The organism is Terriglobia bacterium (genome assembly GCA_020073085.1).
Classification (GTDB): Bacteria; Acidobacteriota; Terriglobia; order JAIQFV01; family JAIQFV01; genus JAIQFV01.
In genome coordinates this window covers 249,918-270,001 of record JAIQFV010000006.1, presented here as the reverse complement: position 1 = coordinate 270,001, position 20,084 = coordinate 249,918, and the positions used below count along the sequence as shown (strand labels likewise).

General features: G+C 57.4%; 12 protein-coding genes. 5 read left to right on the top strand and 7 right to left on the bottom strand.

The genetic code is table 11. The annotated features are described in order from the left end of the window. Position 1: 1 nt before the first annotated feature. Positions 2–586, bottom strand: a complete 585-nt coding sequence (locus LAO21_08655; GenBank protein MBZ5552774.1) for an RNA polymerase sigma factor — start codon at positions 584–586, stop codon at positions 2–4. Between the two features lie 750 nt (positions 587–1,336). Between LAO21_08655 and LAO21_08650 the strand changes: the two genes are divergently transcribed. Next, a complete protein-coding gene (locus LAO21_08650) occupies positions 1,337–3,877 on the top strand; it encodes an ABC transporter permease (GenBank protein MBZ5552773.1) in 2,541 nt (846 codons plus the stop codon). Positions 3,878–3,886: 9 nt separating this feature from the next. Here the strand turns inward: LAO21_08650 and LAO21_08645 are convergent, their stop codons facing one another. Beyond that, entirely contained in the window at positions 3,887–4,624 is a 738-nt protein-coding gene (locus tag LAO21_08645; GenBank protein MBZ5552772.1) for a CAP domain-containing protein, read from the bottom strand. A gap of 42 nt (positions 4,625–4,666) precedes the next feature. Between LAO21_08645 and LAO21_08640 the strand changes: the two genes are divergently transcribed. The 4 genes from LAO21_08640 to LAO21_08625 all read left to right on the top strand — a co-directional run bounded on the left by LAO21_08640 (position 4,667) and on the right by LAO21_08625 (position 10,406). Continuing rightward, complete coding sequence (locus LAO21_08640) at positions 4,667–5,980, top strand: NAD(P)/FAD-dependent oxidoreductase (protein MBZ5552771.1); 1,314 nt, start codon at positions 4,667–4,669, stop codon at positions 5,978–5,980. Positions 5,981–6,087: 107 nt separating this feature from the next. Next, the gene (locus tag LAO21_08635) at positions 6,088–6,696 is read left to right on the top strand and encodes a sigma-70 family RNA polymerase sigma factor (protein MBZ5552770.1); all 609 of its coding nucleotides are present in this window, start codon (positions 6,088–6,090) and stop codon (positions 6,694–6,696) included. Further along, a complete protein-coding gene (locus tag LAO21_08630; protein ID MBZ5552769.1) occupies positions 6,693–9,128 on the top strand; it encodes a serine/threonine protein kinase in 2,436 nt (811 codons plus the stop codon). The genes LAO21_08635 and LAO21_08630 overlap by 4 nt, the downstream gene beginning before the upstream one ends. Positions 9,129–9,815: 687 nt before the next feature. Continuing rightward, complete coding sequence (locus LAO21_08625) at positions 9,816–10,406, top strand: hypothetical protein (protein ID MBZ5552768.1); 591 nt, start codon at positions 9,816–9,818, stop codon at positions 10,404–10,406. A gap of 94 nt (positions 10,407–10,500) precedes the next feature. Here the strand turns inward: LAO21_08625 and LAO21_08620 are convergent, their stop codons facing one another. The 5 genes from LAO21_08620 to LAO21_08600 all read right to left on the bottom strand — a co-directional run bounded on the left by LAO21_08620 (position 10,501) and on the right by LAO21_08600 (position 19,931). Then, a complete protein-coding gene (locus LAO21_08620) occupies positions 10,501–12,078 on the bottom strand; it encodes a hypothetical protein (protein MBZ5552767.1) in 1,578 nt (525 codons plus the stop codon). 329 nt (positions 12,079–12,407) lie between these two features. Next, positions 12,408–13,109, bottom strand: a complete 702-nt coding sequence (locus LAO21_08615; GenBank protein ID MBZ5552766.1) for a hypothetical protein — start codon at positions 13,107–13,109, stop codon at positions 12,408–12,410. Positions 13,110–13,247: 138 nt separating this feature from the next. Next, positions 13,248–14,378, bottom strand: coding sequence for a type III PLP-dependent enzyme (locus LAO21_08610; protein MBZ5552765.1), 1,131 nt, complete (start codon positions 14,376–14,378; stop codon positions 13,248–13,250). 21 nt (positions 14,379–14,399) lie between these two features. Further along, positions 14,400–15,584, bottom strand: coding sequence for a deoxyhypusine synthase (gene speY, locus LAO21_08605; protein MBZ5552764.1), 1,185 nt, complete (start codon positions 15,582–15,584; stop codon positions 14,400–14,402). 189 nt (positions 15,585–15,773) lie between these two features. Further along, entirely contained in the window at positions 15,774–19,931 is a 4,158-nt protein-coding gene (locus LAO21_08600) for a DUF3857 domain-containing protein (protein MBZ5552763.1), read from the bottom strand. Positions 19,932–20,084 lie beyond the last annotated feature (153 nt).

Sequence of the window (20,084 nt, the reverse complement as noted above, 5' to 3'; positions counted from 1 at the left end):
TTCACGCCTCGTCATCAGCAGGCCGTTTGTTCACGCTGATCTCCTCACGCCGAGCCGCCACAGGGACCTGAGGTCTCTCTGCCTGCTCCAAGCACTCTTTCAACGCCATCCGCGCTCGAAACAGGCGAGACCGGACCGTGTTGACCGGGATGCGCAGTAAGGTGGAAATTTCCAAATAGCTAAGCTGCTCATATTCCCGCAGCATCAAAATTTCGCGTTCGTAAGCATCAAGCTTTTCCAGCGCCTGCCGGACCCAAAGAGCATTCTCAGGCGGATCGTTCGTTGCAGGTTCTGGAGGGTCCTGCGCCGGCATTGGACTGCGGGCCTGTTTGCGCCGCTCGGCGGCCAGCAGGTTGAATGCGATACTATAGAGGTAGGTCCGGACGAGAGCGCGCGCCTCGTAGCGCGACGTCGCACGAATGACTGCAAGAAAAGTATCCTGCGCCAGCTCCTCTGCGCGCCCATTGCTTTCCAGGCGTCGCCGGAAAAAGCCATAGAGCGGTTGACGATAGCGTGCAAAGAGTTCCTCGAACGCCTCGCGCGACCCGGATTGGAATTCCAGCATCAAAGTCTCATCGCTAATCATCGCCCGCCGCGCCTCTCCTCCCGCCGCTCCAGACCCCCTTAATATTCCCTTCTAACCTGTAATGTCACCAGGGGCCAAAAAGTTCCCAATGATTGTACTCTACCTGAAAACGGTCACGGATCGACAGTCAAAGAGGGGATCGGACGTGGCGAGGGTATTGGCAAGCAACGCGATGAAACCCGCCACTCACACCTCATCCTCGTTGCCTCTCCATTCGATCTCTTGTACACTCCGGCTGATCCAGTCATCAACCCCGGCGAATGAAGATGGATTTCTGAAAAAACCATCTGTACCCCGGAGACTACAGCACCCCGATTCATCGGGGTGTTCACTGCATCCGCAAGACTGTTTTGCAACCGTTTCAACGGTTTCGGGGGGAGGAAGATGGACCGCGATGGAAGGCGTAAGGATTGTGAAACGACGAAACCGATGAATCGGTTCAAGTCTGACGGGAGAGAGAACAGTGCCACCCCGATAAATCGGGGTGCTGTGGGGACGCAAAGGAAACGGGTAACTGGTGTAATCAATCTTTGAGGGAGTAGAAGCGCCTGACGTCAAACACGGAAGAATCGGTCCATGTCTGGGATCTTGGGCATTCGAATCGTGTCGCTATCTGATGACCTTTTCAATGATTCAGGACCTGCGCCCGGGAGAAATTTTTAAATTCCCTTCTGCCGAGTGAATCGCCTGGTTTCAAACGTAACAAATTAAAAATAAGAAGATCCGATCCATTCGTCCTTTTGCACATTTATGCCATTGGCACACATACCCACTCATTCCAGTATCCGGTCAGCACTGGCCCGATGGCTTCCTCTCCGTCGCTTCTCGGCGAGCGCCTTTGGACAGGACCTCCGATACGCGCTCCGTGCTTTTGCAAAGAATCCCGGCTTTGCCGCCGCAGCCATTCTCTCGCTTGCCATCGGGATTGGCGCCAACACTTCCCTATTCAGCGTGGCGAATGCGTTGCTGTTACGCCCGCTGCCCTACAAAGATGCGGACCGGCTGGTGATTCTCTGGAACCGCTCGCCGGGTCTCGGCATCACCGAAGATTGGTTCTCTACGGCCCAGTATTTCGACATCAAGGGCGGCGATGCCAGCTTCGAACAAGTTGCCATCGCCATCGGCGGGAATACCACGCTGACCTCGGAGGGCGAACCGGAACGCGTCGGAACCATCCGCATCTCTTCAAATCTTCTGCCGATGTTGGGCGTTACGGCGGCATCCGGCCGTATTTTCGTGCCTGAGGAAGACTCTCCGGGGCGCGCGGCGACGGCCGTGCTCAGTCACGGGATGTGGGCGCGCCGATTCGGCTCCGACCCGCACGTGATTGGAAAGTCGATCACCCTGAATGGCCAGGACTACCAGGTGATCGGCATCCTGCCACAGTCCTTTTCACTCCCGAGGGAGGTGCTTCCCACTCTGGGCGGCGCCGAACAAGCCGACATCCTGGTCCCTTTGCCGCTCAGTGCGGCTGCTCCTCGAGTACGTGATCACGAGGACTACAACATCATTGGCAAGCTCAAGCGGGGTGTACGACTCCTGCAAGCGCAGGCCGAGATGGACACCCTGACGGCGCGCCTGCGCCGCGATTATCCGGAGGTCTATCCGCCTAATGGGGGTTTGACCTTCGGCATCGTGCCGCTTTTGGAGCAGGTGGTAGGTGATGTTCGCCGCCCGCTGTACATTTTGTTGGGCTCGGTGGGGCTGGTGTTGCTGATCGCCTGTGCCAACGTGGCCAATCTTCTGCTGGCTCGCGCCGTCGCCCGACAAAGGGAAATTGCGGTGCGCGCGGCGCTCGGCGCCAGCCGTGGGCGCATCATCCGGCAGTTGCTTACCGAAAGCGTCCTGCTCGCATTCTGTGGCGGGGCGTTGGGAATTCTCCTGGCTGAATGGAGCCTGAAGTGGATTCATGTCCTGGGGCCGAGAAGCGTTCCACGGCTGACTGACATCGGAATCGATGGAAGAGTCCTCCTGTTTACCCTGTTCATTTCTTTCTTGACGGGTATTCTTTTTGGACTCGCGCCGGCCTTGCGGGTTTCTCACGTCGATCTGAATGCCACATTAAAGGATGCGAGCCGGGGTTCCGCCGGGGGGGATGCCCTGTGGGGGCGCGGCCGCAACCTGCGCCGCTGGCTGGTGGTTTCGGAGCTTTCGCTCTCGGTGGTGTTGCTCATTGGAGCCGGGCTCCTGTTGCGCAGCTTCGCGCGCCTGCAAAATGTGAACCCGGGTTTTAACCCGCGGGGGGTGCTGACCTTTGGACTCACCCTGATCGGCCACAAGTACAACGACCCTCAAGGGGTGGTGAGATCGTATCGCCAGCTCTGGGAACGCCTGCAGCAATTGCCCGGGGTCACTGCTGTGGGAGGGACGACGGCGCTCCCGTTGACACAAACCTTCGCCTGGACCCCCATTTTGATTGAAGGACGCACGCCTCCTCCCGGCGAAGAATTTATCAATGCTGACGCGCGCATTGTCAGCGGGAACTATTTTCAGGCCATGGAAATCCCGCTTCTCCAGGGCCGGTTCTTTAGTGAAGAAGACACCCCGTCCCGTCCTCCCGTCACCCTCATTGATGAAAGAATGGCCCGGGAGTTCTGGCCCGGTCAGGACCCGGTGGGCAAGCGCATTCGGTACGTCCAATCCAACATCCCGTGGCACCTGATCGTCGGCGTGGTCGGGCGAGTGAAACACGACTCACTCGACTCCGACCCTCGGATCGTTTTCTACCTTCCGCACACCCAGTCGCCTGCGCGCACATTGAGCGTCGTTGTGCGCAGCCGTTCTGATCCTGCGTCGCTCACCGCGGCGGTCAAAAAAGCGGTTCGCGAGCTGGACCCCGATCTTCCGATGTATTCCGCCCGCACGATGGAGCAAGTCGTGAACCTGTCGCTGGCCCGTCGACGGTTCTCGATGCTGTTGCTTGGAGTCTTCGCCGGCTTCGCCCTGGCGCTGTCAGCCATCGGCATTTACGGCGTCATGGCCTATCTCGTCAACCAGGGCACTCGGGACATCGGAATCCGCATCGCGCTCGGCTCCACGCCGGGAGGCATTTTGAGCCTCGTCGTCCGCCAGGGAATGACCCTGGCGCTTTCCGGGGTTGTCCTCGGCGTGGCCGCAGCCCTGGTGTTCAGCCGGTTGATGAGAAGCCTTTTGTTCGGCATCACGGCCACCGATGCGATGACGTTTGTCGTGATTCCCAGCCTGCTGATCCTGGTCGCCCTGCTCGCCACTTACATCCCCGCCCGTCGTGCTGCCCGTGTGGACCCCATGATCTCCCTGCGGTGTGAGTAGTTGAGTTCATCATCGCGAGATCCCGAACACCATGGTCCAATAATAGGCGTAGTCCCCGCTGTCCGCTTCGACCGCCAGGAAATCGTATCCCACCCCCGCGTCTTGAAAACTGCAATCCAGAATATTGGCGCGATGGCCCGGGCTTTTCATCCAGCCACTCACCACGCTATCCGGAGAGGCATATCCGGCAGCAACGTTTTCTGCGACCTTTAACCAACCATAGCCGGCCCGAGTCATGCGATCTCCGGGATGTGAACCGTCGGAACCGGTATGACTGACTGAATGATAACGTGCCATGTCCCGGCTGTGTTCCAGGGCGGCTGCATTCAGCGACGATTTCATCCGTAATGGCCGGCAGCCCTTCCCGGCCCGTTCCTTATTAACCAACTCGAGGACGCGCAGCGCCTTGGGACTGGGTGGCTGCACGGGTTTCCGCTTAAAAAGCTGCGATCCCCCATAAAGATCATGTTGTGCAGAGAAGACTCCCCCGCAGGAGAAGGTTAAGATCAGAACAACAAGAACTGCCACGCGAATATCTCCAGCCTGCCGTTTCCACCTCGCCATGCATTCCTCTCGATTTCTGCGGTGGAGCCACAAAAGGGTCGAATAGCCGGTCGCTCCCCTATCATCCCTTGATATCAGAATCCCGATCCCAGCACAAACCCACTCGGTGGGATTCCCCTTAATTCTTCGAATCGCCACGAGTGCGCAGCACGATGATCCCTCTCCGCTGTCACAATGAGTCATTTTAGCTTCAGTCGTCAAGTCCTTGGGTCCAGGTCAGGTCAAATGCGGACAGCATTGGGTCCAGGGGTCTGTCACCATCGATTCGCTTCCAGGGACGCCCACTTCTTATTCCTTCTTCTTTCTCCTTGTCCGTTCCGAAGGGACAATGCAATATTGACATTCTTGAGGCTCGCCGTGTCTCGGACACAATCCTTGATCCACAAATTTGATGCATTGATTCTTGGCGCCGGGGCCGCGGGACTGATGTGCGCGGTGGAGGCCGGCAAACGGGGACGCCGTGTCGCCGTGCTGGAACGCGCTGATCGCGCCGGCCGGAAGATTCTTATCTCGGGCGGCGGGCGCTGTAATTTCACCAACCTCTATGGTCAACCGGAACACTTTATCTCCGCAAACCCGCATTTCGCGAAATCGGCACTCGCCCGGTATACGCCAGCCGACTTCATTGCCCTGGTCGAAAAACATCACATCCCCTATCATGAAAAAACACTGGGACAGCTCTTCTGCGACCGCTCGGCCCACGACATCACGGACCTGCTTGAGACCGAATGCCGCCTCGCTGGAGTAAGGATCTTCCTGAATTGCAGAGTGCGTGAAGTTCAGCACACGACCGAATTCGTCGTGAAGACCGAAGGGGCCGAGTTCCACGCGCCGGTCCTGGTGGTTGCGACGGGGGGACTGTCAATCCCAAAAATTGGAGCCACCGCCCTGGGCTATGATGTGGCGCGTCAATTCGGACTGAAGATCCAGCAGACGAGACCCGCGCTTGTCCCGCTCTTGCTGGGGCCCCGGGACCGCACACGATATTGCGACCTGACCGGAGTTTCGGCGGACGTCATCGTTGCCACTGATCATCACCGGTTTCGCGAACAAATGCTGATCACGCACCGCGGATTGAGCGGACCCGCCATCCTCCAAATCTCCTTGTACTGGAAAAGGGGCAAGCCCATCCGTATTGATCTGGCTCCTGATCGTGATGTCACGGCGGCGATTCGTGCAGGAAAGGTGAGAGACAGGACGGCCGCGCTCTCCGCTATCCAAGGACTTTTGCCGAAGCGTCTTGCGACACGGTGGCTCGATCTGCATGCCCCTTCCGCCTGGACCAATCAGGCCCTAGTAGAACTGGAACAAAAGGTCCATGCATGGGATCTCATCCCCGCGCAGGCGGAAGGGTATGATAAAGCCGAGGTCACGGCAGGGGGTGTGGATACCGGCGAGTTGTCGGACAAAACGATGGAAAGCCGGAAGGTCCGCGGACTGTTTTTCATCGGCGAAGTGGTTGATGTCACGGGCCACCTGGGCGGCTTCAACTTTCAATGGGCCTGGGCGTCGGGCGCGGCAGCGGGACGGGCGTTATAATGTGAAAAGAGAATTGCCTCGGGCATTGCGATTCGCTCCACTCTTCGGTAGACTCTTTCAACAAGACGGCGTCTGAGCCTCCTGCTCGAAGCAGCGAAGGATCCCGAATGTCCCAGAACCAGCTCGCCACTTCAACGTTTGACTTGTTGGCACGCGTGCGCGCGGGCGACGAGTCGGCCTTTACGTTGCTGTTTCACAAATACAGTTCGCGCCTCGCCGTCCTGATCCGGTATAAACTGAGTGTGGAGATGCGCGCGCGGGTCGAGGTGGACGATATCCTTCAAGAAACGTTCCTGGAGGCGAGCCGAAGCCTTTCCGATTTCACTTATCGGAACCCGGGAAGTTTCATGAATTGGCTGGCACGCATCGCCGACCACGTCATCATCGACAACGCGCGATACCAGCAGCGGCAGAAGCGTCAGCCGGAAGCGCGGGTCGCTCGCGACTCGGACAGCCGCTCTCCGAATGCCGAGCCCAGGGACTCCGTCACGCCGAGCCAGATTTTCGCCCGAAAAGAACTTTTCCATCATGTCATCGCGCTGCTCGACGGGCTCCCCGAAGACTACCGCACGGTCATTCTCCTGGCCAAGGTTGAGGGGAAATCGACCCAGGAGATCGCGGAACGGATGAACCGGTCGCGAGAAGCGGTGGCCGTTCTTCTCCACCGGGCCACGCAGCGCCTCAAAGAATTGAAGGATTCAGCGGGAGAGCCATGAACACAAGGTCGGACGGCCCAACGAAGGACGACACCCTCGACCCGGCGCTGGAACACGAGCGAAGAGTTGCCGCCGCCCTGGCGGAATACGTGGATCTCGCCGCCCGATCGGAGGCCGCAGATATCGACCAATTCTGCCGGCGCTATCCCGAGATCGCATCCGACCTGCGTGCTGCTCTCGATACGCTCGCCCTGTTTGATTCGATCGACCCGGACACTGAACCGCCCGGAGTTGAGCAGGTTCCGGAGCGCCTTTCAGGGCATCGCATCCTGAAGGAGCTGGGGGCCGGAGGGATGGCCCGTGTGTTCCTGGCCGCCGACGAGACCCTCGGGCGCACTGTCGCCATCAAGGTGCTCAAGGATCACTTTGCGGGAAACGAGGAGATTCGGAAGCGGTTCATGCAGGAAGCGCGGGCGCTGGCACGGCTCAGCCACCCGAACGTCGTCCATATCTACTACCTCGGCCCGGCAGGCGAACCTCCCCACTTTGTCATGGAATATGTCGAGGGGGCCACGCTCACCGAGGCTGCCAGCGCGCTCTCCCTCAAACAGAAGGCAGAGTTGATGCGCAAGGTCGCTGTGGCCGCGCACTTCCTCCACCAGCATCAAATTGTCCACCGCGATTTGAAACCCGGAAACATCCTGGTGGGAGCGGATCTGGAACCGAAGCTGCTTGACTTCGGCCTTGCGCGGCAGGTGGAGGGGCTGGAAAAGGCACTCACCAGTCACGGCGAGGTCATGGGGACACCCGGGTACTTTTCGCCGGAACAGGCCCGCGGAGAAACCCCTCTCGATGCTCGAAGCGATATTTTTTCCCTCGGAACGATCCTCTATGAGCTGTTGACCGGGACCCTCCCCTTCCGTGCCGACGATTTACGCGGACAAGTGCATAGCATCTGTGACGAAGAGCCGGTGCTTCCGAGAAGGTTGAACGGCGACATCCCCGGCGAGCTTCAGAACATCTGCATGCTGGCGCTCGAGAAGCGTCCCGCCGACCGCTATGCCACCGCGCGGGAAATGGCGGACGACCTGGAACGGTTCCTGGTGGATGAACCGGTGCTGGCGGCCCCCAGCTCGTATGCAAGGCGAATGGCGGGGAAGATCGAACAACATGTGCGCGAACTGGAGGGATGGAGGCAGGACCACATCCTGTCGGACTATGAGTTTGATTCCTTGAAGAAGGGCTACGACCGCCTCACCGAGCGCGAGGATGCCTGGATCATGGAGGTGCGGCGGCTGTCGTTGCCACAGGTGGCGCTCTACCTGGGTGCCTGGACCCTGGTGGTGGGAGCCGGCCTGCTTTTCCTGTTCCGCTACTTGAACCTCACCGGCACGGCGGCCGTCCTGGTGGTCGCGGGGGCGACGCTGCCCACCGGATATTACGGAATCCGGTGCTGGATGGCCGGCCGCGTCCGCATCTCGGTGGCGTACCTTCTCTCCTTCTGCCTGCTGCTGCCCATCACGCTGCTGGTCGCCATGAGTGAATACCACCTTTGCTCATGGTACTCACGAGGAAGGCAAGACCTCGAGTTCTTTCTCCAGTTCGGGAATTTCAAGGGAACCACCAACGCCCAGATGTGGTGGGCTTTGTTTCTTTCGCTGCCTGCCTATGTGGCCCTCCGCCGGTTCACCCGCTCCTCCGTTTTCTCCCTCGTTATTTCTCTAGGCGTGGCGCTGCTGTACGTTATCACCTTGCTTCGCATGGGAATGTTGGACTGGTTAAACGACGATCCGGGACGGATCTACTTGCGCTTGATCCCGGCGGCATTACTGTTTTTCGTGGTCGCCCATGTGTTGGAGCGTTTGCGGTCTCCTGGCGACTCCCGTTATTTCTATCCCCTTGCTGTCCTATTTACCTATGTCGCCCTCAGCGGTGTGGCGGGCTTCCACAAACCCTACGCCCAATGGTTGGAGCGAACTGCGCCCTGGACGCGCGGGCAGGTGGAATATCTCTTCATCATCAATGCCGCCATTTACTTTTGGCTCACTCTGACCTGTGATCGATTCCGCACCCCCCAACTGCGCACCGTCGGGAAGGCTTTCCGTTTCGTCATCCCCGGCCACGTACTTTTTCCGTTGCTCCTGTTGGGTCTCGAGGCGACCCGTCTTTGGGGGCAATCCCCCGGAAGTCTGGCCCTGCATCGCGAAGCCCGTATCTTCGAAGTTCTCCTTCCAGCGACTGCGAGCCTGTTCGTGTTTCTGAGCGTTCCCAAGCAGATGAAGAACTATCTCGGATCCGGGATGCTCTTCCTGGCGATCGGAATCGTCCGGTTGCAACAGAACTGGCTCAAGAACAAGGTGGTTTGGCCGATCTTTCTGCTCGTCGTCGGAGTCCTCGTGATGCTCCTGGCAGCCCGCTACGCAGCCGTGCGCGTCACCCTCCGACGTTTGTGGCGACGAGCCCGCCGAGCCTCCAACCCCCAATCGGAATAGGGACAGCCCCTAGGGACAGTCCCTAGGGACAGTCCCTTTTTGGATTCGCAGGGCTTATTGCCCGATGGAGACGCCTGCTCAGGATCAGAGCCTCGGCGGGCTTGGCTGCGTAAAGCCCGCTGGTTTACCGGCAGGAAATCCAATGACCTACAGGTTTTTCACCCCGATTCATCGGGGTTGACCTCATACTTGGGCCGGCCGTTGACGACCGACCCATTCGCCACCAACCCCGATGAATCGGGGTACGACTTCCCTCTCGCCCACTCCCGCCGCTGAGGCGGCGTGCTGTACGAAGGCAAGTCCCCTCAAAGAGGACTATCCTTCTCAAGACCGACTCTCAAGCTCCTCACACTGAGGAGTCGAATTCAAACAAAGCAATCTGCAAAGGTTTAATCAGAAAAGGGACAGTCCCTAGGGACTGTCCCTTTTCTGATTCAGGATTCCAGGAAGCCGGGGGATTGGTGTCCATAGAATGCCCGCCCACGCAGGATCATCAGATTCTCTTCCGATTGAGGGTTTAACCTCCTGTCTTCATAGCCTCCTAATGATGTGTTTCTTGGCCTTGTCGCCCTAAATTGTGTTGCTGCGCTGCTCAAATCCTCTTCAATCAGTGTAATTCCAGGGTGCGGATAACGCTTTTACCAGTAGGAGCCAAAAAAACAGGGCTCCGACCGAAGGAGGGATCCCATGAAACGGGCCAAGATCATGTTAATCCTGCTCTTAGTGCTTTCGCTTTACGGATGTGTTCCCCAGCTGTCTCTTTATCCCCTCTGGGACAAAGAGCACCTCGCCAATGAGCTGGCGCTCCGGGGAACGTGGGTTAACGCAGACGGAACGGAGTCCATTCAGTTCATGGAAAAGGATCAGGAGAGATACCTCGTCGTTTACTCCATGAAGGACGAAAAGGAGTCCGCACAGAGCAGCTATACCATGCATGCGGTGCGGCTCGACGGCACCCTCTTCTTCGATTTTGAACCGGACCAGACCGCATTGGAGGAGCGTCTGAAGCCGGAACTTTATCTTCCCCTGGTCAATGCGCATTTCTTGGCGAGGGCGAACGTACAGGGGGACGAACTGCGCATGGCCGTGCTCGATGACGAGGCTTTCTTGAATAAGGTCAAGAACGAGAAGATCGACATCCGATACGAGCGGCCGAACCCCGCCAACGACGACCACGTCCTTTCGGCGAAGACCGCGGAGATTCAGAAATTCTTCTCGAAGCACGCTGCGGACCAGGATTTGTGGGAGGACAAAACGTTTCACCGCATGAACAATTGAATGGGGCGATGGAGGATACCTCGGTTGATTATTGAGGATGATTGAATATAGTGACGTCGGTGAATGAGTTCGAAGATGATATGCGGCTCTGCCGCTAAGGGGAGGGGGGCTTAAACGGCCAAGTCTTCGTCTTTACGATGACAGGCGATTCGACAAAAGGCAGTCCCATCCACGCGCTCGCCAGGGCAATGCGTTCGGTGGCCTTGATATCGGGGTCCGGGATTGCATCCACCAGAGCCACGGCGAAATCGGGCGAGAGCTGGGCGGCGAGACGGATCAGCCCGCGCCACGTGTGGCTGGAGAGCCAGTAGGCTTTGAGGGCCTGATTGGGATCAGGACCGTTCATCTCGATCTCGTAAACCTTCCTTGCGACTGCGGCTCCTTTTTTGACGGTCTCGAGCGCAGCCTCATGGTCTCCCAACCTCAGGTACAAGGTCGCTGCCGTCTGCTGTAAATAGGCCTCCTCGTTGGGCCGCAGATTCGGCGCCTCGAGCAGTTTCCGGATCGCGGTTCTCGTGGCGTCAGGGTTGACCGTTAGGGTAAAGCTCGCAATCCATTCCAGCGCGCTCCTGCGGGCCCTCGGGTCGGACAATTGCGCTGCCTTTGCGATGGCCTCCTCGGGGTGCGTGGAGACATCAGAAAATTCCAAGTTTTCAACCTGCCCCCTTCGATTGCTTGTAATGACAAAACTGTCGGTCCGTGAATCGCCTGTGACCATCAAGCCCCCCCGAGAAACCCGAGGGGCGGACATCCCTTTTGAATCCGGAACCGGGTTTCCCGCATTCTGGAACGAAGCCCATCCATCCGGATAGCGCTCCATCAAAGCTCTAAGATTCTTTCTTTCCTCAATCGCAGTATTGTAAGCTGATTCATCGATTTGTCGAAGAATGGGCATAACCTTGAAGAGCCGGTACTCATCCTTCGAAGTAAAATAGATCTCCTCTCCGTTGATGCTATATCTGGACCCTTTGTCCTGGCTCACCGACTTGTCCTCGGGCGGGTGTAAAATCAAATCCAGTGCGGCCCGAATCATGGAAAGAGGCAATTCACGCCAGTGATGTGTTACCAAATCCAAGAACTCCGATTCAGAATAGAATTTAGACACCGGCGGGCGATCGCGAAAACTGAGCAAAGCGATGGCAAAGAGACGCTGCCGTTCCATCGCCATTTCCTTTGGCAGGATGTAGAGGAGCCGGTCGGCAGCGTTGTATGGAAATTCCCCGCCCTCGGCGGCCCGGATTATCAACTCCAAGGCTCGATCATATTGCTTTTCTTCATCGAACCTTTCGAGAAGCATCCGAACGACGTTCGTGCGGTACCGCGGTTCCATCCGCGTCAGCAATTCCTCGGCGCGATCCGGCGCAAGATTGCAGAGGGCCTGCACGACCTCGTCTTCCAGCTCGCCCTTGCTGCTGCGCGGGTCCAATGTCGGTCGCTCAGGGTCCACCCCTTCCGCGGACTCAACCATGATCCCCGCAGCAGAGAAAGCCTCGTTCAACAGAGTCACGGCCTTTTTCTTATCCGAGCTTTGATAAACGTGCCCCAGCTGCAATAGGTTGAACGCCCGCATGCCCCCCTGGATTGCTTTGGACTCGACTTCAGCAGTGTCCAGCAGGATCTTGGCACGTTTACGCAGTTCCGCCGTGGGTTGCGGAGGTGTGGGTTCACTCATCGCCTCAAGAGGAGACAAGCCTTTCGGGGTTTGGCTCTCTTGCTCAAACAGAAATGGTGTCAGGAGGAGGAAAGCAATGAACACAAGAGGCACAAGATACCTCCCTGTCCGTACGTGCTCATTATATTCGATGGGATGAGTGGGTTCAACCTCTCTACAATTAGGGGGAGTTCTTCCCGATTCCAATTCGAGTACGGTTCAAACAAAGAGCCCGAATTCAACAGGCTCCCGACCCGTATGAGAAGGCCTGATCGGTCTCCTGCCTCGCTCGGTGGATTCTTCATGAAGATGAATTGGGATGGCTGAGGTAAGGCCGACTATACGCGCCCCTATTCTCGCTTGCCGCCCCGCAGCTTCTGATAGAAGAGACATTCCTCCGACACGGGGCACTGCTCGCATCGCGGTCGCGAGGATTTGCACAGCTCCTCGCCGTGGCGCTTCAACAGCAGGTAGGCGCGCCGGTACGCATCGCCCTCCTCCGGCAACTCGGAGCGGACCGCCTCCTGCGCCTCGCGATAGCTGGCCGCCCAATTCTTTCTCTCGACGCCATACCCCAGCCGCAGGGGAACGTGAATACAATTCGAAGGGAGCGCTGTCACTTCGGCCGTACTTGTGAACAACAGAATTTTCTCGGCGCCGGCATCCGAGATTGTGGGAAACTTCTTCAGCGCTTTCTTAATCTCCGGGACCGGCCGTTTCATCAAGGTCTGCAAATCCCCGCCGAACTCCCGGTTGACGATCTGGGCAATTTCCTTCAGCCGACTCGCGCGCATCTCGGGTATCATCCCTCCCGCCCGCATCACTTCAGCTAACCTTTTATGCGGTACCTCGAGAATCTCGTCGGGCCGCAATCCAATCGCCTTCTTGAGCGCCTCAAATCCCTTTGTGCAGCGCTCGTCCGACTGCGGATAACCGGCATTCCGATAGAGCACCATCTCATAGGCATCCGTGGGTCCAACCGGACTTTGCGACCCGTAAAGTTTCTCCAGCCGGTTTAGAATCTTCTCCAGACTTGTCGGCCTCTTCGCCATGTTTTTCATCCTGCACGGTGGGACTGCTTCCCCTTTACCGCGATGCCGCAGAGGTGCTCAGACTCGACGGGCGGATGCGAACCGCCCGACGATTCTTCCCATTGCCCCGGCGCTGTCGGGTTCAGTTGCTAATCTGCTCTAGCATTGATGAATGATTTTCGCACCGTCAAACCCATTGAACGTGGTTGAGGAAGCCGTGCTATAGGCCCCGATATTTTCCGTAAAGAGATAGTCCCCAATTTCCAGATTTCCCGGAAGTTGTACTGATAGGGAAATCTTGTCAAAGCTGTCGCAGGTGGGGCCGACGACGGCACACACTTCTTCCTTCCCGCGTCTGAACGAGCGGAAGTTGGGAATCCAATGATCGTAAACCACGCCGGAAAACGTTTGGTAAACCCCGTCATTGATGTGGTAAAAGACCTTCCCCTCACGCCGGGCCTTCCCGATGATTTCTGTGATCAACGTTGCGGCGGTCGCCACCATGAATCGTCCCGGTTCCGCAATAATCTCAATGTCCTTGGGAAAAAGGCGTTCGCATTCCGCATTAATTATGGCCGCCAGCTCTTCGAACCGGGGAACCTGGCTGTCGTACGGCACGGGGAAACCTCCACCGATGTCGACAATGTTCAGGTTGTAACCTTGTCTCCTGGCTTCATGGAAGATATCGGACGTAATGGCCAGGGCTGCGGTGTAATTGTCAAAATTCGTGCACTGGCTTCCGACATGGAAGCTCAATCCTTCCACCACCATTCCGGCCTCAAAAGCCTGCCGGATCAGGCGATGGGCATCGCCGGTTTCGGCCCCGAATTTTGAGCTCATCTCGACCTGGGAGCCGGTATCCGGGACTTTGAGTCTCAATACCAGCCCGGCCGAAGCGCAGTGCTTCCTGATTTTCTTCAGCTCATCGCTGTTGTCATACGTCACCAGGGGCCGGTAACGTTTGATCTTCCGCAAGGTCCTCCAGTCTTTGATCGTGTTTGAAAAAATGATCTTGTCCCAGATGAAGAATTCCTTGTCTTTTTTCTCAAAACCCCGGACGTACTTGTGAATCTGCATGAACTCATTATAAGAAGCGACATCGAAGCTGCAGCCTTCATTGAACAACGTCTTGATGATCTCCGGATGTGAATTGGCCTTGACCGCGTAATAGCATTGCACCCGAGGCTGGCATTTCTTGAACCTCCGGTAGTTTTCCCTCAATTTGTTGTGATCGAGAATAAACAGAGGCGTTCCATGCTTTTTAGCTAAATCGAGGAGTTCCTTTTTCATGGCATTTGCCCTCATGTTTTCTTAAGCCGACAGTTTCTTGATCAGGGCTTTAAGATCTTCCACCTCCCGGTTGTTCTCAAGATAGGACTCGATCAGCTTCTCATGGAGTTCCTGGCCGCGGTCATACAACCGTTTCAGTTTCTTGGGCCGGGTCGTCTGACAGACGTAGGCCGCTATCAACGGGAGCGCCACCGTAACATCCATGTAGGCGGTCACGCTTTCATCCAGTTTCGTCGGATCGAGCTTCCCCCAGCTGGCCGCCTCGCTGGGCGGGGCGCCCGACAAGCCGCCCGTGTCCGGCCGCGCATCGGTGATGTTGATGTCGTAATCCTGACCGACTTCCGGGATCATGAGGACCTCCTGAATTTGCGGCTCGGTCTGAAGCATGAAGTTCTTCGGGCTTCCGCCTCCCGCCAGGATGACAGCCGTTCTTCCCTTCTCATACCGTTTGGCGTTCAGGATGATGGCGGTTGAATCGTTGACGTCAATGCTGGGGTTGATTTTCAGTTTGAACAAATCCCGCAAACCCGCCGCTTCGGCCAGCAGCTCCAGGCCCGCGACATTCATGCCAATGGTGGAATCCCCGGGAGAGGAGGTGAAGACCGGGATCCCGTTCCGGTAGGCTGCGGCCACCACACTGACTTCTCCTAGTTTGTTCTTCTGCTCGTGTTCATTCATCACCTTGCCGAGGTGATGATAAAACTCTCTCGTCCCCATCTCCTTCTGAAATTCAGGTCTCACCATGATCTTCCGCAACCTCCGGTCCGTTTCCATCAAGACATCCTCATAGTCGAACAGGATGTCATAGATCCGGGTGATACCCTTATCCCTCAAGTCGACATCATCCACGGTATGGCTGCCGCGGTGCATCGGCATATTGAAAGCAAAATGCAGATCGTGGTACATGTTGGCGCCGGTGGAGGCGATCCAGTCGACGAACCCATGGTTCATCAAAGGAATGATGGCGGAACGGCCCAGTCCGGCAGGGATCAATGCGCCCGCCAGACTCAAACCCACGGTCACATCCTCCTTGGAATACTCATTTTTTATTAAGTGGCAGGCCGCCCTCAATCGACCGCCGTTGTAGGCATCCATGTTGTCAATCAATCGGGCGATGTCGGTCTCTTTCGAAATCGGCTCGGGCAGGATCCTCTTCCCCGCGAGGTACTTGTCTTTCCCTGGGCACTCCGGTCTCTTGTTTGGCATCTGTTTCCTCTCCATCGATTTGAAAATTTCCGTGCAAGAATAACTCGCGACCGCCCCGCAAAGGAAGCAGTTTCAAGGTCTTTTTTGGTTTTCCCAGGGCGCCAGGAGAATGGAAAATCGGGAAGGGAGAGAGACTTCCGAAGCCCGATCGAGGTCGGAAGTCCCTGGAGTGGTTCCTGTCCGTACTATTTATTTCACGTTCGGAGTGGGCTCATTTGCGGGGCTTCCGAGATTCTTCAGCCGGTTCTGCGCGAGGCGATAAGAAGAACCGGGGATTGCCCTCGCTTTCTTGGGCTTCTCGACGCGGGCATAGTTCGCCAGGGCGACCTCCCGCACTCCGTATTGTTCTGCGATGCGTCCGAAAGCGTACCAGTAGTCCGGATCGGGCTCGTCGAGGTTCAGAAGGTCCATGGCCTGGATCAGCAACTCGCGGGCTTCCTTGGTTTTACCCACCTCGGCGTATACGCAGCCGAGGGTATGCAACACGTGGGCATCATTCTTGCTCATTTGCGATGCCTTAATGGCGTCCTCGATGTCATCGTTGACCACCTTGCCGGTATAGAGGGCACTCCAAGCCAAAGAGTTGAGGTCCTGGAACTCGGCTTTCCCGGCATCCACAATCTTGCGGCCCAAATCGTGGGCGAGCACATAATCTTCGCGAGCGACCGCCGATCCCACCAGAACGCGCATGGCATCCAAGTCCCCCGGCATACGTTTGAGTCTTTCGTTGGCGCCCTTGTCGGCGTCCTGGAAACGCCGGAGCCCCAGCAAGGCGAGCGATTCATCAAGAAACGCCCGCCTCGATTCGGGATACAGCTTTGCCAATTCGGAGGACACCTTGAACAGCCCTTCGTAATCCTCCAGATTGTTGTAGCCCTGAAGCAATCCAATCGCGATATTCAGCTTCTCGGCATCGCTCCCGGCCGAATTCCGCGCCGCCTCGAGGATTGAGACGCCTTGCTGAGAGGTCGATTTGGTTTGAACCAGGATAGCCGCCGCCGCGCGCCTCATCTGGTTGGCGTCAGCCTCTTTGCCTCTTGTCCACAACCGGGGGAATGCGGTGCCGGCGAGGGGATCGTCGCCTCCCTCCAGATGCTGAGCCTCGCGCAGCCAGTCCAGCAAAACGCGTGCGCCGGCAAGGTTATTCACCGCCAGACGATCCAGCAGCTCCAGTCCGAGCGCGTTCGGGTCTTTGGAAGAATCAAGAACCTTGTATTTCCCCTCCTCTTTTACAACGAACATCGGCATATCCTTAGTGCCGGGGATACGCAGAGTCACTCGGTACCCGGAAGCGTCATCCCCTTCCGCCTTCGGCTCGATGTTTTGCATCATCAGGTCGATCATGACATCGATCGACAAACCGGAGCGTTTGAGAGTTCTTCTCAACTCCCGCGCTTCCTTCAAGGATTTGTCGGGCTCTTCCTTGTCATCCAGCAGCATGCCGGCCCGCCCGTTACGACTTGCAAAGCTGAGTATTTTTTCCATATTGAGATCTTCGTTGGTCAGCGCCAGGAAGAACTGCAGGACGGTCCCGCTGGGGTCATCGCTGAAATGGAGGGACTCATGAGGCCGCAATTTCCTCAGCGTCGAAGCCAAAGCGACCGTCTGAGAAGCGGTATCTCCCGCGGCTCCCGCCGACATGAGATCGGCTGCCGTGGAGTACTTGCGGAGATTGAACAGCATTTCTCCGGCGGTCTTGAGGGTTTGTTTCAATTCGGCCTCCCCGTTGCTCCGCTTGTTGGCTTCGGTCATGCCCGCCTGGGGTCCATTCAGGGCGGCCTCACAGGCCACGATCAGGGCCGTGGGGGGAGGGTTCAATGGCTCGGCATTTTTTCGAGCCTCCGCAAACTCACCGGCATACATGAGGGTGTAAGCCAGATTGTTCTGGAGTCCCAGCCGGGTCAATTCCTCCCGGCTCAGGCTCTGGTACTCGGCGATGGACTCTTTGAGCATGGCCCCGGGGCCGTACCGCATCCCATCGCGGTTGTATTCGAGCAGGATCGCGAGGTTTCCCGCGATGGCTTTATCATCGGGATCGAGCTTCTCGGCCGCACGAGAGGCTGCGACGGCTCCCGCGTAGTCGCTGCCGTGGCGGAGGTTTCGTCCCACGAGATCGTGCTCCAGGATTTCTGCTAGCGTCTTCTGGGCCAGGGCTGAACCCGGCTCCAGTCTTACCGCCAGCCGTGCCTCCTCGCGCGCTGCTTCCCCCATCCCTGCGGCGAGGAGTGCCCCCGCAATCTGGAGATGGTGGACAGCCTCCTTGGGATGTTGGGCGACGAGATCCCGGTACGCCTGGAAGGACTCTCGGACCTTTCCTTCATTGAACAGCGCCCGGGCGACCGGTTCGAAGTAAATGAGAATGGCTCTCTCTTCGTGCGATTGAGCAATTCGGTTTCGCATCTCGGTCGCTTCCGAAACGGAGAGACGGCGCTTCACGGTGTCAAACCGAATCAACGCGTGGACCACTCCACCCTTGTCCCCTGAGAACTCCTCGGTGAGGACGGCAGGACCCAGCGAGAGCTTGACGTTTGGGGGGAGCGGCTTGGGGCGGAAACCCGCCGGGGGGAAAATCGTGTATTGCCACTCGGTGGCAAAGGCGTGCCCCAACTGATAATCGGCGGTGCGTTTCTTCTTGGGCTTTCCGGTGGACGTCTCCGTGCTCTTGTTCGGTTCTTCCTCGCGCTGCTGAAGTTCTCGCGGAAGGCGATCATAAAGCGTGTCCAGGCGAATCGCAGCCACGGCGCCATCAAGTTCAGTGTAGGCACGCTTGGCTTTGACCACCTCCAACTCAAGCCTGAACTGTTTTGACAGATCCGACGGATCAGACCGGTCCAGCTTTTCCAGTTTGTCTGCCAGATATTGCGCTTTGACGTACTCCGTCAAGCCCTTCTTGCGGTCTTTATTTTCTTGATCTGCATAGTACCGGCGGTATTGGGACTCAAGGCTTCCATGCGGTTCGGAAATCTCCACTATCCGCGCCGGTCCGTTTTCCGCCAGATAGAATTCTCGCCTTTCCACCAGCCGGTTGTCGTCGGACGAGGATTCCGGCGTGCGCAGCAGCGAATTGGTTCCCGGGCGGACAATGAGCGCCAACCGTCCCTGGTCCTGCGAGGGGAGTTGACCGAGACGAGCATACTCATCGGTGGCGTCGATCCACAGGTCTGGACTCCCGGGAACAAAGACAATGGCATGATCAAACACGCTCATCCCCGGAAGGTCGGGCGAGACATCCTCTCCCGGTCCTACATTAAGCACTGCCACATACGCAGGGATTTCCGAAGCCCGCAACATCGCAACCAACAAGGTCGCCTTATCCTTGCAATCGCCATATTTGTGTTTCAGGGTGTCAGCAGGGGATTGGGGAACGATGGCGGCATCACCCAATTCCACTCCGGTATACCTGACTTCATGATTCAAGAACTCGAGAAGGGCCGCGGCCTTGTCCGGACGCGAGGTTTTTCCTGCAGTCAGTTTTTCCGTCAACGGCTTGATACTTGCGGCCGACATTCTGTTGTCGACAATCTTGTCGTATTCTTCAGCCACCTGCTGCCATGAGCTCCCCGTTGAAAAGGACACATGCGGATAGGCCGCCATATCGCTGGGCAGATTGTTATCCGCCGGATCGAGTGCCTCAAGAAATCCGGAATCGAAGGTAATTCGCACGCGACCATCCTGTTCGACGCGCTGCGGCTTCAGATCAGGCAGTAATTGCAGGCGATACCGAACCGCAAGAGAGGTGGGCGCATCCAGGACCAGGCGGGAGTGCTCCACCGGAACCCCGCGTCCAAAGCCGAAGCCCCCCACAATCCCTGCGCCGACAAAGACCGGCCTTTTGGTCGAGCTATCCTCTTCCTCAACCAGCGAGCCCGGTGCGATGGCAGGTAAGGGAGCGCGAATCACACGCCGGTCACTGTAAATGTCGCCCTGATTCTCTCCGGAGGGTGCATCAAGGATCGCTTTCTCGTCGAGGAGATGGACGGTCTGGTCCGGCGTAATGACCCGAGCCCGGATGAGGGGGCGATCTTCGTGCCAGGGTGCCCATCCCAGAGAAATTTCATCCCATTGTTCTGCCCCTTCTTTTGTAAGGACTTTGTAGACGAGATACCGTGTATGAACCGCCCTCCCGTCCGCCTCGAATACGTAACGCTCTTCATCCACGAGCACGTAAACATCTACACCCGGGGCAAGAGTGCTCGCCGAAGCGGCATGGTACAGAGCCGTCGGATCAGTCGAGAAATGCGGCTTGTCCCAGAATTGTGTGCCGTCAGCCGCGTAGGAGATCACACTCAGGGTACAAGCGAGAATAAGACAAAGCCGCCGCGTCAAATTGATGAATAAACTATTCACAATGTTGTCCTTTGAAAAAGAATGGGGCTGCCTTCCAATAAAAACGTGTTTATGGCCGGGAGAGGGCGCAATTGGAACTAAATCAACCCGTCTTGGCCGCGCCGACACCCAGGAATTCGCGGACACCTCCGAACTTGCACAACCGGGTTGAAG

Excerpts from the sequence above, each read along its gene's own strand:
- LAO21_08655 (MBZ5552774.1), bottom strand. The coding sequence starts at position 586 with ATGATTAGCGATGAGACTTTGATGCTGGAATTCCAATCCGGGTCGCGC.
- LAO21_08650 (MBZ5552773.1), top strand. The coding sequence starts at position 1,337 with ATGCCATTGGCACACATACCCACTCATTCCAGTATCCGGTCAGCACTG.
- LAO21_08645 (MBZ5552772.1), bottom strand. The coding sequence starts at position 4,624 with ATGACTCATTGTGACAGCGGAGAGGGATCATCGTGCTGCGCACTCGTG.
- LAO21_08640 (MBZ5552771.1), top strand. The coding sequence starts at position 4,667 with ATGCGGACAGCATTGGGTCCAGGGGTCTGTCACCATCGATTCGCTTCC.
- LAO21_08635 (MBZ5552770.1), top strand. The coding sequence starts at position 6,088 with ATGTCCCAGAACCAGCTCGCCACTTCAACGTTTGACTTGTTGGCACGC.
- LAO21_08630 (MBZ5552769.1), top strand. The coding sequence starts at position 6,693 with ATGAACACAAGGTCGGACGGCCCAACGAAGGACGACACCCTCGACCCG.
- LAO21_08625 (MBZ5552768.1), top strand. The coding sequence starts at position 9,816 with ATGAAACGGGCCAAGATCATGTTAATCCTGCTCTTAGTGCTTTCGCTT.
- LAO21_08620 (MBZ5552767.1), bottom strand. The coding sequence starts at position 12,078 with ATGAGTGAACCCACACCTCCGCAACCCACGGCGGAACTGCGTAAACGT.
- LAO21_08615 (MBZ5552766.1), bottom strand. The coding sequence starts at position 13,109 with ATGGCGAAGAGGCCGACAAGTCTGGAGAAGATTCTAAACCGGCTGGAG.
- LAO21_08610 (MBZ5552765.1), bottom strand. The coding sequence starts at position 14,378 with ATGAAAAAGGAACTCCTCGATTTAGCTAAAAAGCATGGAACGCCTCTG.
- speY (MBZ5552764.1), bottom strand. The coding sequence starts at position 15,584 with ATGCCAAACAAGAGACCGGAGTGCCCAGGGAAAGACAAGTACCTCGCG.